The sequence below is a fragment of the Qipengyuania flavescens genome (assembly GCF_029688735.1).
Classification (GTDB): Bacteria; Pseudomonadota; Alphaproteobacteria; order Sphingomonadales; family Sphingomonadaceae; genus Qipengyuania.
Genome location: NZ_JARULD010000003.1, coordinates 234748 through 247385, shown reverse-complemented (window position 1 = coordinate 247385; position 12638 = coordinate 234748). Strand labels below are relative to the sequence as shown.

The 12638-nt window shown below is 63.2% G+C and carries 19 protein-coding genes; 13 read left to right on the top strand and 6 right to left on the bottom strand.

What is annotated here, in order from left to right:
- The first annotated feature begins 62 nt into the window (after positions 1-62).
- The 8 genes from P8R33_RS11065 to P8R33_RS11030 all read left to right on the top strand — a co-directional run bounded on the left by P8R33_RS11065 (position 63) and on the right by P8R33_RS11030 (position 5627).
- Complete coding sequence (locus tag P8R33_RS11065) at positions 63-1415, top strand: acyl-CoA dehydrogenase family protein (RefSeq protein ID WP_278329011.1); 1353 nt, start codon at positions 63-65, stop codon at positions 1413-1415.
- Complete coding sequence (locus P8R33_RS11060; RefSeq protein ID WP_278329010.1) at positions 1415-2500, top strand: Zn-dependent alcohol dehydrogenase; 1086 nt, start codon at positions 1415-1417, stop codon at positions 2498-2500. Before P8R33_RS11065 ends, P8R33_RS11060 begins: the two co-directional genes overlap by 1 nt.
- Positions 2500-3576 (top strand): phosphotransferase family protein, encoded by a 1077-nt coding sequence (locus P8R33_RS11055; RefSeq protein ID WP_278329009.1) that lies wholly within the window; start codon positions 2500-2502, stop codon positions 3574-3576. The genes P8R33_RS11060 and P8R33_RS11055 overlap by 1 nt, the downstream gene beginning before the upstream one ends.
- Positions 3577-3624: 48 nt before the next feature.
- Positions 3625-4449, top strand: a complete 825-nt coding sequence (gene dapD, locus P8R33_RS11050; protein ID WP_278329008.1) for a 2,3,4,5-tetrahydropyridine-2,6-dicarboxylate N-succinyltransferase — start codon at positions 3625-3627, stop codon at positions 4447-4449.
- Between the two features lie 83 nt (positions 4450-4532).
- Complete coding sequence (locus P8R33_RS11045; RefSeq protein ID WP_278329007.1) at positions 4533-4859, top strand: hypothetical protein; 327 nt, start codon at positions 4533-4535, stop codon at positions 4857-4859.
- 20 nt (positions 4860-4879) lie between these two features.
- Positions 4880-5107 carry a hypervirulence associated TUDOR domain-containing protein gene (locus tag P8R33_RS11040; RefSeq protein WP_278329006.1) on the top strand — a complete coding sequence of 76 codons (228 nt, stop codon included), beginning with the start codon at positions 4880-4882 and terminating at the stop codon, positions 5105-5107.
- Positions 5107-5298: a DUF3008 family protein gene (locus P8R33_RS11035; protein WP_278329005.1), complete on the top strand. Its 192-nt coding sequence runs from the start codon at positions 5107-5109 to the stop codon at positions 5296-5298. The genes P8R33_RS11040 and P8R33_RS11035 overlap by 1 nt, the downstream gene beginning before the upstream one ends.
- Positions 5298-5627 carry a DUF3140 domain-containing protein gene (locus P8R33_RS11030; protein ID WP_278329004.1) on the top strand — a complete coding sequence of 110 codons (330 nt, stop codon included), beginning with the start codon at positions 5298-5300 and terminating at the stop codon, positions 5625-5627. The genes P8R33_RS11035 and P8R33_RS11030 overlap by 1 nt, the downstream gene beginning before the upstream one ends.
- Before the next feature lie 15 nt (positions 5628-5642).
- Here the strand turns inward: P8R33_RS11030 and P8R33_RS11025 are convergent, their stop codons facing one another.
- Positions 5643-6911, bottom strand: a complete 1269-nt coding sequence (locus P8R33_RS11025; RefSeq protein WP_278329003.1) for a dipeptidase — start codon at positions 6909-6911, stop codon at positions 5643-5645.
- A 67-nt stretch (positions 6912-6978) separates the two neighbouring features.
- Here P8R33_RS11025 and P8R33_RS11020 point away from each other — a divergent pair, with 67 nt between their 5' ends.
- Genes P8R33_RS11020 through P8R33_RS11010 form a run of 3 tightly spaced genes read left to right on the top strand, consistent with a single transcriptional unit; the run spans position 6979 to position 7900 of the window.
- Positions 6979-7269, top strand: a complete 291-nt coding sequence (locus tag P8R33_RS11020; protein ID WP_446532511.1) for a DUF427 domain-containing protein — start codon at positions 6979-6981, stop codon at positions 7267-7269.
- On the top strand, positions 7182-7502 hold the full coding sequence (locus P8R33_RS11015; RefSeq protein WP_347569048.1) for a DUF3253 domain-containing protein: 321 nt from the start codon (positions 7182-7184) through the stop codon (positions 7500-7502). Before P8R33_RS11020 ends, P8R33_RS11015 begins: the two co-directional genes overlap by 88 nt.
- Positions 7499-7900 carry a DoxX family protein gene (locus tag P8R33_RS11010; RefSeq protein ID WP_278329000.1) on the top strand — a complete coding sequence of 134 codons (402 nt, stop codon included), beginning with the start codon at positions 7499-7501 and terminating at the stop codon, positions 7898-7900. Before P8R33_RS11015 ends, P8R33_RS11010 begins: the two co-directional genes overlap by 4 nt.
- Positions 7901-7906: 6 nt before the next feature.
- On the opposite strand, the gene P8R33_RS11005 is transcribed toward P8R33_RS11010, so the two are convergent.
- Positions 7907-8158, bottom strand: coding sequence for an SWIB/MDM2 domain-containing protein (locus P8R33_RS11005; protein ID WP_278328999.1), 252 nt, complete (start codon positions 8156-8158; stop codon positions 7907-7909).
- A 25-nt stretch (positions 8159-8183) separates the two neighbouring features.
- Complete coding sequence (locus P8R33_RS11000; protein WP_278328998.1) at positions 8184-8717, bottom strand: YbhB/YbcL family Raf kinase inhibitor-like protein; 534 nt, start codon at positions 8715-8717, stop codon at positions 8184-8186.
- A 419-nt stretch (positions 8718-9136) separates the two neighbouring features.
- Here P8R33_RS11000 and P8R33_RS10995 point away from each other — a divergent pair, with 419 nt between their 5' ends.
- Both P8R33_RS10995 and P8R33_RS10990 read left to right on the top strand, forming a co-directional pair.
- Positions 9137-10429 (top strand): S41 family peptidase, encoded by a 1293-nt coding sequence (locus P8R33_RS10995; RefSeq protein ID WP_347569047.1) that lies wholly within the window; start codon positions 9137-9139, stop codon positions 10427-10429.
- A 12-nt stretch (positions 10430-10441) separates the two neighbouring features.
- Positions 10442-10777, top strand: coding sequence for an Mpo1-like protein (locus P8R33_RS10990; RefSeq protein WP_278328996.1), 336 nt, complete (start codon positions 10442-10444; stop codon positions 10775-10777).
- On the opposite strand, the gene P8R33_RS10985 is transcribed toward P8R33_RS10990, so the two are convergent.
- Genes P8R33_RS10985 through P8R33_RS10975 form a run of 3 tightly spaced genes read right to left on the bottom strand, consistent with a single transcriptional unit; the run spans position 10774 to position 12594 of the window.
- Complete coding sequence (locus P8R33_RS10985) at positions 10774-11229, bottom strand: DUF3429 domain-containing protein (RefSeq protein ID WP_278328995.1); 456 nt, start codon at positions 11227-11229, stop codon at positions 10774-10776. The two genes, P8R33_RS10990 and P8R33_RS10985, sit on opposite strands and share 4 nt — an antisense overlap.
- Before the next feature lie 28 nt (positions 11230-11257).
- On the bottom strand, positions 11258-11677 hold the full coding sequence (locus P8R33_RS10980) for a COG3650 family protein (protein ID WP_278328994.1): 420 nt from the start codon (positions 11675-11677) through the stop codon (positions 11258-11260).
- Positions 11674-12594 carry an alpha/beta hydrolase fold domain-containing protein gene (locus P8R33_RS10975; protein ID WP_278328993.1) on the bottom strand — a complete coding sequence of 307 codons (921 nt, stop codon included), beginning with the start codon at positions 12592-12594 and terminating at the stop codon, positions 11674-11676. Before P8R33_RS10975 ends, P8R33_RS10980 begins: the two co-directional genes overlap by 4 nt.
- Between the last annotated feature and the right edge of the window lie 44 nt (positions 12595-12638).

Sequence of the window (12638 nt, the reverse complement as noted above, 5' to 3'; positions counted from 1 at the left end):
GCTTGCGCCGCCGCATCTGCCAGTTTCATGAAGCAACCGATCTGAGAGAAGAGGAAAATACGATGGATTTCGAACCCACTGAGAAACAAGTATTCTGGCGCGACCGGGTGAAGAATTTCATCGAGCAGCATGTCCGCCCGGCCATTCCCACCTATCGCGAACAGGATGCCGAAGGCGATCGCTGGAAGGTGATCCCGGTAGTCCAGGAACTAAAGGCCAAGGCGAAAGCCGATGGCATCTGGAACCTGTTCATGCCGCCGCGTAACGAGGGGCATCACCATGTCGAGGAAACCTATGAGTTCGAGGGTCCCGGCCTGACCAACCTCGAATATGCGCTCTGCGCCGAGGAAATGGGCCGCGTCGGCTTCGCGTCCGAAGTCTTCAACTGCTCCGCGCCCGATACCGGCAACATGGAAGTGTTCCACCGCTATGGCACGCGCGAGCAGAAGGACGAGTGGCTGACGCCATTGATGAACGGCGAAATCCGGTCCGCCTTCCTCATGACCGAGCCTTACACTGCCAGCTCCGACGCGACGAACATCGAGACCCGCATCGAACGCGACGGCGACGAATATGTCATCAATGGCCGCAAGTGGTGGTCCTCGGGCCTCGGCGATCCGCGCTGTAAGGTCTCGATCGTCATGGGCAAGACCGACTTTTCCGCCGGTCGCCATGCGCAGCAATCGATGGTCCTGATGCCGAACGATGCTGAAGGCGTGAACATCATCCGCCACCTGCCGGTCTTCGGTTACGACGATGCTCCGCACGGCCACATGGAAGTGGAACTGAAGGATGTGCGCGTCCCCGTGACCAACATGCTGCTGGGCGAAGGCCGCGGTTTCGAGATCGCGCAGGGCCGCCTCGGCCCGGGCCGCATCCACCACTGCATGCGCACCATCGGAGTGGCCGAGGAAGCGCTGGAGAAGATGTGCAAACGCCTGCAGGAGCGCGAAGCCTTCGGCAAGCCGATCTACAAGCATTCGGTCTGGGAAGAGCGCGTGGCCCGCGCCCGCATCGATATCGACATGACCCGCCTGCTCTGCCTCAAGGCGGCGGACATGATGGACAAGGTCGGCAACAAGGCGGCCAAGCAGGAAATCGCCATGATCAAGGTGCAGGCGCCGAACATGGCCCTGCGGATTATCGACGATGCCATCCAGGCCCATGGCGGTGGCGGCGTGAGCGAGGATTACGGCCTTGCCAGCGCCTATGCGCACCAGCGCACGCTGCGCCTCGCGGACGGGCCGGACGAGGTCCACGCCCGCTCCATCGCGCGCATGGAATTCGCCAAGCATACGCCGAACGAAGGGCCGAGCAGCAATGCCCTGCGCAACAGCAACGCGCAGTCGGCCAGTGCCGGCAGCGCGGCGGCCAGCGCCGGCATGTCCAGTGGCGATGTAGGAGCAACGCGCTAATGGCCAAGGCAGCGATACTGGAACAGGTTGGCGGGCTGACGATCGGCGAGGTCGAACTCGCCGATCCGGCCCCGCACGAAGTCCTGATCGACACCAAGGCGTGCGGGTTGTGCCATTCGGACCTGCACTTCATCGACGGGGCCTACCCGCACCCGCTTCCGGCCATTCCTGGTCACGAGGCGGCGGGCGTGGTGCGCGCGGTCGGCAGCGAGGTGAAGACGGTGAAGCCGGGCGACCATGTCGTCTCCTGCCTCTCTGCCTTCTGCGGCCATTGCGAGTTCTGCGTGACCGGGCGCATGGCGCTGTGCATGGGAGCGGACACGCGCCGCGACCAGACGGCACCGCCGCGCATCACCCGCAACGGTGGCGAAACCGTGGCCCAGATGCTCAACCTGTCGGCCTTTGCCGAACAGATGCTGATCCACGAGCATGCCTGCGTCGCCATCGACAAAGACATGCCGCTGGACCGTGCTGCCGTTATCGGCTGTGCGGTGACGACCGGGGCAGGCGCGATCTTCAATGCCTGCTCGGTCGTCCCGGGCGAGACAGTCGCGATCGTCGGGTGCGGCGGCGTCGGGCTTGCCGCCATCAATGCGGCGAAGATTACCGGTGCGGGCAAGGTCATCGCTATCGATCCGCTGCCGGAAAAGCGCGCCCTTGCCGAAACGCTGGGCGCAACGCACACGATCGACGCCATGGCCGACGATGCAGTCGAACAGGTGATGAAGATCACCGGCGGCGGCGTGCACCATGCGATCGAGGCCGTGGGCCGCCAGGCGAGCGCAGACCTGTGCGTGAAGATCCTGCGGCGCGGCGGCACGGCGACGATCCTCGGCATGATGCCATTGGACTGCAAGGTCGGCCTCGGCGCGATGGACCTGCTCTCCGGCAAGAAGCTGCAGGGCGCGATCATGGGGATGAACCACTTCCCCGTCGACCTGCCGCGTCTCGTGGATTTCTACATGCGCGGCCTGCTCGATCTCGACACGATCATCGCGGAGCGCATTCCGCTCGAGAAGATCAACGAGGGGTTCGAGAAGATGAAGCAGGGCACTTCGGCGCGCAGCGTGGTGGTGTTCGACTGATGACGGAACAGCAAATCGACTTCGACAAGGAAATGGTCGGCACGGTCGAAGTGTCGGACAAGGACGCAATGGACCTCGACACACTGACGGCGTGGTTCGAAGCCAATGTCGAGGGCTTCGAAGGGCCGATCAGCTATTCGAAGTTCAAAGGCGGCCAGTCGAACCCGACCTACCGCATCGACACGCCGAAGCAGTCCTACGTTCTGCGCCGCCAGCCCTTCGGCAAACTGCTGCCTAGCGCGCATGCGGTGGATCGCGAATACAAGGCCATGCATGCGCTCGGCCCGACCGGCTTTCCGGTGCCGAAGACCTATGGCCTGTGCGAGGACCCCGACGTCATCGGCTCCAAGTTCTTCGTCATGGGTCTCGCCGACGGGCGATCCCTGTGGAACGGTGCCCTCCCCGGCATCGACCCGAAGGATCGGCGCGAGATCTACAATACCATGATCGACACAATGGCCGAATTGCACCTGCGCAAGCCGGATGAAATCGGCCTGTCCGACTTCGGCAAGCCGACCGACTATTGCGCGCGCCAGATCAGTCGCTGGTCGAAGCAGTACAAGCTCTCCGAAACGGAGCACATGCCGCAGATGGAACGGCTGATCGAATGGCTGCCGCAGACGATCCCGCCGCAGCACGAGAGCAGCGTGGTCCATGGCGACTACCGGCTCGACAACATGATCTTCGAAAAGGACGCCAACCGCGTGCTCGCGGTGCTGGACTGGGAACTGTCGACGCTGGGCGATCCGATCGCGGATTTCAGCTACCTCATGCTCAACTGGCATAATCCGGCCGACGGGCGCGCGGGGCTGCTCGGCCTCGACTTGGACGAGCTCGGCATCCCGACGCAGCAGGAAGCGGTCGATCGCTATGTCGCCAAGACCGGCTATCCGGTGCCGCCGATGGACTGGTACTTTGCCTACAATCTGTTCCGGCTAGCCGGCATCATGCAGGGCATCAAGAAGCGCGTCATCGACGGTACGGCTTCGTCCGCCCACGCCAAGAACATGTCCGAGCGCGTCGCGCCGCTGGTGGAGCGCGCCTACCAGTTCGCGAAGGCTGCGGGGATGGACTAGCGCGGCTGGGCTGCTAACGAGCGCTCCGACACGCAAACGGAGACCAGCATGAGCGCCGACCTTGAAACCCGCATCAAAGCCGCGTGGGAGGACCGCGCGAATGTGACGCCAAAATCGGGCGACGTGCGCGAGGCGGTCGAGGCTGCGCTCAATATGCTCGACAGCGGCGAGGGGCGCGTCGCCGAACCCGACGGCAAGGGCGGCTGGCAGGTAAACCAGTGGCTCAAGAAGGCCGTGCTGCTCAGCTTCCGCTTGAACGACAACCGCGTGATGGACGGCGGCAGTGCCGGCCACCCCGCCTTCGACAAGGTGCCGAGCAAGTTCGCCGGCTGGGACGATGCACGTTTCCGCGAAGCAGGCTTCCGCGTCGTGCCCGGCGCGATCGCCCGCGAAGGTGCATATATCGCCCCCGGCTGCGTGCTGATGCCCAGCTTCGTCAACATCGGCGCCTATGTCGGCAAGGGCACGATGGTCGACACCTGGGCCAGCATCGGCAGCTGCGCCCAGATCGGCGAGAACTGCCACATCTCCGCCGGCGCCGGCATCGGCGGCGTCCTCGAGCCGATGCAGGCGAACCCGACCATTATCGGCGACAACTGCTTCATCGGCGCGCGCAGCGAGATCGTCGAAGGGGTAATCGTGGGCGAAGGCAGCGTCGTCGCCATGGGCGTCTTCATCACCCAGTCGACCAAGATCGTCTATCGCGACACCGGCGAAGTCATTCGCGGGCATATCCCGCCCTATTCCGTCGTAGTGCCCGGCTCGCTGCCCGGCAAAGATGGCGGACCCGGCCTCGCTTGCGCCGTCATCGTCAAGACGGTCGATGCGCAAACCCGCGAGAAAACTGGCATCAACGACTTGTTGCGCGACTGATCCGCAGGCCTGTAAAAGGGAACATTCGCCGCTGAGGCGCGTATCGCAGCAAATGGTCGAAACGACCGGGAGGTATTCTCACAATGGAAAAGCATGATGGTCACGTCCACGTGGACGAAGTCGAAGCGAGCGGCGGCAGCAAGGAAGGCGTCGTACGCTGGGTTCTTGCCGGAGGGTTGCTGCTTGCGATCCTGCTCTTGTCCGTCACCTGGATCGTCCCTGCACTGACGCAAGACGATATCGAAGACGAGGCCACCGTAAGTGGTGAGATCTCCTCGATCGATAACGATGGCGACGGCACCGACAGCATCGTCGGCACCGGACCTTCCGAAGACCTCGGCGGCGAAACGGAACTTACCGAAGAGGGGCAGGTTGTTAACGAGGACGGGCTCGAAGTTATCGAAAACTAATCTGCCGAGGTGACCTTACGATGAGCAATTCCAACAGCTTCCAGACCGACCAATATGTCGAATGGGATTGGGGCAACGGCAAGGGCAAGGGTCAGATCAAAGAGCGCTTCGAGCGTGAGGTGACCCGCACGCTCCAGGGCAGCGAAGTCACCAAGGATGGCGACGAGGACAACCCGGCCTATCTGATCAAGCAGGAAGACGGCGACGAGGTTCTCAAGCGCGGCTCCGAACTTTCGGCGCAGAACTGATGCCGAAAGCAAAAAGCAAGGCGCAGCAGCAGGCTGCCGGAGCCGCCCTGTCCGCCAAGCGCGGCGAGACCAAGGTGTCGGACCTGCAAGGCGCGTCCAAGGATATGTATGAGAGCATGAGCGAGGATGAGCTCGACGAAATGGCGTCGACCGACCGCTCCGACCTGCCCGACACCGCAGACGACGATTGATGGACGACCACAAGAAGGACGAGGTCTATTCCGACTTCACCGACTGCGTGAACATGCAGCCGAAGGAACTCGAGGAATGGCTCGAAACCGAGGAGTCGAAATCGGTCGGCGACAATGACAGCGGCGAAAGCACCGGCCACCGGTCGGGCCGCCGGATCGTCGAGATCAAGCGGACGAAGAAAGGCGACCTGACGGACAGCCAGTACGAGCATATGCAGAAGGTCGTCGGCTATGTGCACCGTCACACCGCGCAGAAGCCATCCGGCGACATCGAAGAAAGCGACTGGCGCTACAGCCTGATGAACTGGGGCCACGACCCCTGCAAGTGAGCCGACCGGGGAGGTTCAGTCCTCCCCGTTGCGCGGTACCCCGACAGCATATTCGATCGGCGTAGCGTTCCGTTGGCCCGCCGCATAGGCCTCCGCCGCGCGCATAACCCGCATCATGTTGCGCGAGGAAATCTTCTCCAGATCCTCCTGCGAATAGCCGCGCCGCGCCAGTTCGACGAACAGCGCCGGATAGCCGGTCACGTCTTCCATGCCGACCGGGCCGTTGGGCATGCCGTCGTAGTCCCCACCGATGCCGATGTTGTCGATCCCGGCCATTTCACGAATGTGGTCGATATGGTCGGCCATATCGGAAATCGTCGAAACCGGCGCGCGGTTCTCTGCATCCCAGACTGCCAGCTGCGCTTCGACTTCGTCGGGCCGGCCAGGAAGTAGTGCCTCGAGCCGTGCCTGCTCCGCCGCGCGATTGGCGGAATGCTGGCGCAAATCCTCGGTCAGGAACCACGGCAGTGCCACCGCCATCACAATACCGCCATTCTGCGGCAGGCGGGCAAGCACGCTATCCGGCACGTTGCGCAAATGGCCGTTGATCGCCCGTGCACCGGAGTGGCTGAAGATTACCGGTGCGCCGGCCACGTCGAGCGCATCGTGCATCGCTTCTTCGCTGACATGGCTGAGATCGACCAGCATGCCGATGCGATTCATCTCGCGCACGACATCCATGCCGAAAGCGTTCAATCCGCCATGCTGCGGCGCATCGGTCGCGCTGTCGGCCCAGCTCAGCGTGGTGCCGTGGGTCAGCGTCATATAGCGGGCGCCGAGATCGTACATCTGGCGCAGCACGGCGAGGCTCGACCCGATCGAGTGCCCGCCTTCCATCCCGAGGAGCGAGGCCACGCGGCCCGCCGCCATCGCCTGCTCGACGTCGTCGGCAGTCAGCGCAAGTTGCAGCGCATCGGGATAGCGCGCGATCAACCGCTTGGTCACGTCGATCTGCTCGATCGTCGCCTGCACGGCCTCGGGTTCCGGCAGGCCGGCGCTGACATAGACCGACCACCACTGCGCGCCGACCTTGCCCGTGCGCAGGCGCGCAAGGTCGGTGTGCATCGCAGCCCGATCCCCGGTCGCGGTATCGAGCGTGTCGGCGAAATCGAAATCGTTGATGCGGTTATCGAACCTGCCGCGAAGCTGGATCGGCACGTCGTTATGGCCATCCCACACCGGCGCCGCTTCGAGCGCGGCTGCAGCGGTTTGCTCCGCCCGGTCCTGTGCGGCGAGCGGGCTGGTCGTGATGAGCAACGTGGCGGCGAGAGCGAGTGTGCGCATAAATGGAACCCCTTGCGATGTCGTGGGCTGTCCTAGCAAAGACAGACAGCAAGAAAAGGCGCGAATGATGACGATAGAAGCACGGTGGAACGGCGAGACGCTGGCAAGAAGCGACGACACGGTCGTCGTCGAGGGTAATCATTATTTCCCGGCCAAGGATGTGGCGCGCGGCGTTCTGACGACCAGCGACAAGACCACCACCTGCCCGTGGAAAGGCACGGCTCAGTACCATTCGATAAATGCTGGCGGCGCGATCAATCCCGACGCCGCATGGTACTATCCCGAACCGAAGCCCGACGCCGCCCATATCAGAGGCCACATCGCTTTCTGGAACGGCGTAGAAGTGGTCGAGGTTTGACCGACCTCGAAGCAACAATTCTGGAGATGCTCGGTCAACGCGCCGAGGGCGCGACGATATGCCCCAGCGAGGTGGCCCGCCGTCTAGCGCCCGATGCTTGGCGGGCGGAGATGAGCGCGGTGCATTGTGCGACCGATACGTTGGTCATCCGCGGCGAAGTCCTACTCAGTTGGCAGGGCAAGCCGATGCCACGGCGTAAAGGTCCATACCGTATTGGCAGGCCCAGCCGATGATCCGGCTGGGTGTCAGACTATTGCTGGCGATATTCTATGCGGTCGCCGGCTACCTGCACCTCGCTCGGCCGGAACCGTTTCTCACGATCATGCCACTTTGGGTACCCATGGCCGAAGCCGTCGTGTTCTGGACCGGCATCGCCGAACTACTGGGCGCGGCCGTGCTATTGCAGGGCGTATCGATGCCTCTCAGGCGAGCGGGCGCGAGCGGTCTCGCGCTTTATGCAGTGTGCGTGTTTCCGGCGAATATCAATCACTTCGCGCTCGACATGGCGCGCCCCGATGGCGGGTTGGGGCTCGGCTATCACATACCGAGAATGTTCGCGCAGCCGCTCGTCATCTGGCTCACGCTGTGGTCCGGCGGCGTAACGGACTGGCCGTTCCGCCGCCGGTCCTGAGCAGGATCAGCTCATGTGCTTCGAGACGGCGCCCGTCATCTTGAACATGGAGATCTGTTCCTTGCCGATCACCGCGCCGAGCTTGTCGTCGGGGTTGATCATGCGCTTGTCCTTGGAATCTTGCAGGTTGTTCGCCTTGATGTGATCCCACACCTTCGACGTGACCTGGGCGCGGGTCATGGGACCCTTGCCGACCACGTTTTCCAGTTCCGGCGTCAGGTTAACCGGTTTCTGCAATGCGTTGTTCTTGCCAGCCATGATAATTCCTTTCCTTGGCTACGCTTCAATCATCGTCGTCGAGATCCTCGAGGTCCAGTTCTTCGACCTGATGGCCTTCGAACCGGGCAGTGAGGACCGCGGCGGCGGTCACGTGTCCGTCCAGATTGCGGACGAGTTCCTCATGCGTCGCACCCGGCATCAATGTGAGCGGGAGATCGACGGCGAAAAGCTGAAACAGGTAACGGTGCTCTTCGCCAAGCGGCGGGTCGGGCAGGAGCCATTCGGAATTGCCGTGAGCGTTCTTGCCGGTGCGCGGGGGGACCTCGCCTTCGAGCAGCTTTCCCTTCTGGCCGGGCAGCCCCCAAACCGTCCAATGCACCTGGCCCGTATCGATATCTTCGGCGACCAGCACCAGTTCCTGCGTACCCGGCGGCGGCGCGGTCCATTCGAGCGGCGGCGCGACGGCGTCCTCTTCGATCGCGGTGAAAGAGGGATCGAGCTCGCCACCATGGCGGAAAGCGTCGCTCGCCAACGCGAAGCCGGAGCGACCCAGAGCCTTCTCGTCGGCTACCTTCGCCAGGGTAGGTGCATGCGGCACCTCCCCTCCACCGATCGCCTGTTGAATCCAACCCGGTACGCCGCTCGACATGAATGCTCCTATGCCCGGCGCACACTGCGCGCGCCATTCGATGGGAGAGTAAGGCACAGGGACGGGAGGAAAACCATGTGCGGTGGAGGAATTTGCACCGTTTTCCCCCCGTAAAAACCGAATTTCGCTATTTCCGCTACCCTTTCGCTACCTCCTTGATCAGCCCGGATTAATCCCCCATGCCGGAAACACGGGGTCCGTCGATCGGGACCGCAGGAATTTGGAGACAAGACATGTCAATGGGTCGCACCATTCTAAGCGCCACCCTGGCCTTCTCGCTCGCAGCTTGCGGCGGAGGCGGGAGCAGCGGAAGCACCAGCGGTAGCGGCGGCGGAGCGATCGGCGGAGGCAGCACGAATCAGTGCTCCTTGAGCCAACGCCAGGATTGGGTCCTCGCCCAGCTGAACGAGTGGTACCTGTTCCCGAATCTGCTCGACACCTCCGTATCGAAGGCGAATTACGACGGCGTCCAGTCCTACATCAACGCTCTTGTGGCACCCGCCCGCGCGCAGAACCGTGATCGCTTCTTCACTTACATCACCTCGATCGAAGAAGAGAACGATCTCATCCAAAACGGCTCCAACGCAGGTTTTGGGATTCGCCTGAGCTATGACACGCAGGCGCGGCGAGTGTTCGTGGTGGAAGCTTTCGAAAACGCCCCTGCCTTTGCCGAGGGGATCGACCGGGGGACAGAAATTCTCGCGATCGGTGGGCAGACCGTGGCTGGCATCATGGCGGCCAATCCGGGTAATCCCGCAGGCGCGGTTAGCAACGCCCTTGGCCCGAGCGAACCCGGGGTCACCCGCGAATTGCGTATTCGCCAGCCAGACGGCACGGAAAGCACGGTCTCTGTAGCGAAGGAGGAATACAGCCTCGATCCGCTGTCCGATCGCTACGGCTCGCTGATCCTGGACAACGGCGGGACCAAGGTCGGTTACATAAATCTGCGGACCTTCATCGTCGACGACGCCTCGCGCCAGTTGCGCGAGGCTTTCTCCCAATTCCGGTCGCAGGGTATCGAGCAGGTCATTCTCGATTTTCGCTACAACGGTGGCGGGCTCGTATCGGTAGCAGAACTGCTCGGCGACCTGCTGGCGGCGGACAAGGTCGGACAGGAATTTTCGACGACTATCTTCAGGCCTTCCAAGAGCGAGAACAACGAAACCTACAATTTCAGTTCTCAACCCCAGGCGATTTCCGCAATGAAGATCGCAGTGATCGGTACGAACGCCACGGCATCGGCTAGCGAACTTCTGCCGAATGCGTTCATTCCCTATCTCGGCCAGAATATCGCCCTCGTCGGCAGCGACACCTTCGGCAAGCCCGTCGGCCAGATCGCCCGTGATCGTTCTGCCTGCGACGACCGCCTGCGCGTGGTCGCCTTCCGCTCGGTCAACCGCGACGACAACGGGGGCTATTACGATGGCCTCGCCTCCGTCATGCCGCGCACCTGCGCGGCGGCAGACGATTTCCTCGTTCCGCTCGGCGATCCGCGCGAGGCGTCGATTTCCGCGGCGCTGGACTTCCTCGCCGGGCGCAGTTGCACTGCGATCGGCGCGGCCAGCAAGGACGGCACCGTGCAGGCCCGCCTGCCGGAGCGCGAACTGATGATGCCGAGCGAGCCGAGCGCTGCGCAGCTGCGTATCCCGGGGCTCTTCTGATCCGGAGCGTGCATGGCTGAGAAGCAATACACCAGCTTCGCCGATTTCTGGCCGTTCTACCTGCGCGAGCATTCGCGCCCCGGCACGCGCGCCCTGCACTATATCGGCACGTCGCTAGTCGTGGCGCTGGCCATCGTAGCTTTGGTGACCGCGAACTGGTGGCTGCTCGCAGCCATGCCGGTCGCAGGCTACTTCTTCGCATGGATCGCGCATTTCGCGCATGAGAAGAACCGGCCTGCGACCTTTACCTACCCGCTCTGGAGCCTTGGAGCCGATTTTCGCATGTGGTGGCTGTGGCTGACGGGACGTCTCGGACCCGAGCTCGAGCGTGCAGGCGTCGAGCGCTAGGCAAGCGCCGCAGCGACCGTAGCGAGACCGAGCCCGACCGAGAGCGGCACCCTGAGCGACAACCACCAGGCGGGCGCCAGCGGGCGCAGCTTCGCATCGACGGCGAGGCTCATGAGAATGCCGCTCCCCAGCATGATGAGCGACGGCTCGGGCCAGGTCTGGCCGAACACCCATGGCAGATAGGCGACGAGCGCTATCAGGCTTGGAACGACCGCCGCCACCCAGACCCAGCCGAGCGAGCGCCGGTTCTCCGCCGCCGGGGCCATGGCCGCAATGCCCCACCACATACCGCCGAGGAAACTGAAGATCAGCGCGGCATAGCCGAAGGCGATCGCCTGGGCGGCGTAGCGCCACTCTTCCGGCCCGAAATACAAAGCGAGCACGCAGGCGAGCTGCGGCAAGAGGCCGGCAAGGCCGAGCAGGCGGGGAAGCGATGGTACGGTGCGCATCATTCAAAGTGTCTCCGCCCGGCCAACGCGCTCACGGCACTGCAGGTCCGGAGAAAGGCTGCCGATCGGTCCATGCACAACCTTCGCGCATTTCGTCGCCGACCAACAGGGTGGCGGTGTAGGGGTAGCTGCGGTCGCTCATGCCGTCGGAACAGGTGCCGGGCGTGATGGTGAGGTCGAAAGTCGCGCCATCCAGTGTGCCGCTGTAGCCCGCGCCATTGAGCCCGGAAAAGCGTTCGACCGCAAAGCGCGTTCCGTCCGGATTTTCTGGCGTCGCATAGGATGCGGTACCGCCTTCGATCGAACCGTTCCAGAAAGGCTCCGTACCGGTGAAGCGCACGATGTCATCGGCGGCGATAGCGTCGAAGGCTTCGCTGCGCGCAGTCTCTTCCCCTGCCTGACAGCCGGTTAGGAGTGCGGCGATCGTGCAGGCGACCAATGCAGTTCTCATACGGAAACCCTTGCGTGCTGGCGAATAAAGTCTGCCGTCTCGTCGAGCGCCTGCCGTCCCTCAGGCACCGGAAACAACATCCAGACATGAAACATCCCCGGATACTCGCAATAGACATGCGAGCGAGAGCCGAGCGCCGTGAGCTTGTCGTTGAGACGGCGACCATCGACCAGCAGGATGTCGCTCGTACCCGAAAAGATCGCCATTGGAGGAAGTCCTTTTAGCGGTCCGAACAAGGGGCTGACCTTGGGGTCGTCCGGCGCAAGTTCACCCCTATACATCGCGCCGCATGCCTCAAGGCCCGCGACCGCCAACATCCTGTCGCGCGACTCGATATCGCGCTGCCCCGGCGCGTTCGCTGTCACATCCAGCCAAGGCGAGAAAAGGACGAGCGAGCCGGGCAATTCGCCGCCGTCCTCCCGGATCATCTGCGCCAGCGCCAGAGCCATGCCGCCACCTGCGCTGTCGCCCATCACGGTCAGCGCTGCCGCGCCGTGTTTCGCGGCGACATCGTCGTAGAGCGCTCGCATGGCATCCAGCACTTCGGTTGCCTTGTGTTCGGGCGCGAACGGATAGAGCGGGACCGTGGCCGACGCGCCGAGATCGCGGCAGAGCTGCGCAATGCTGTCCCAGTGCACAGCGGCAATATCCATCACATAGCCGCCGCCATGCAGGTAGAGCAGGTGTGGGCCGCCAGCAGGATCGCCGTCCAGCGGCGTCATCGTAATGACCTTGTATCCTGGGCTGTCGTCCTCGACTATATCGAATTGCTTGCGAAGCGCAGCGCGCGGCATGACCGTCGGCTTGCGCCGTAAGGCCGCGATGCGGTCCTTGAGCTTGTCCGGTTCGGAAAAGAACCGCTTGATGCCGAGGAGCGGCAAGGCAAGATTGACGAGGCGTGCTCGCAGGCTGGGCATGGTATCGCTTTTCCCAATCTACCGACGTGGTAGGCGCGAAGACT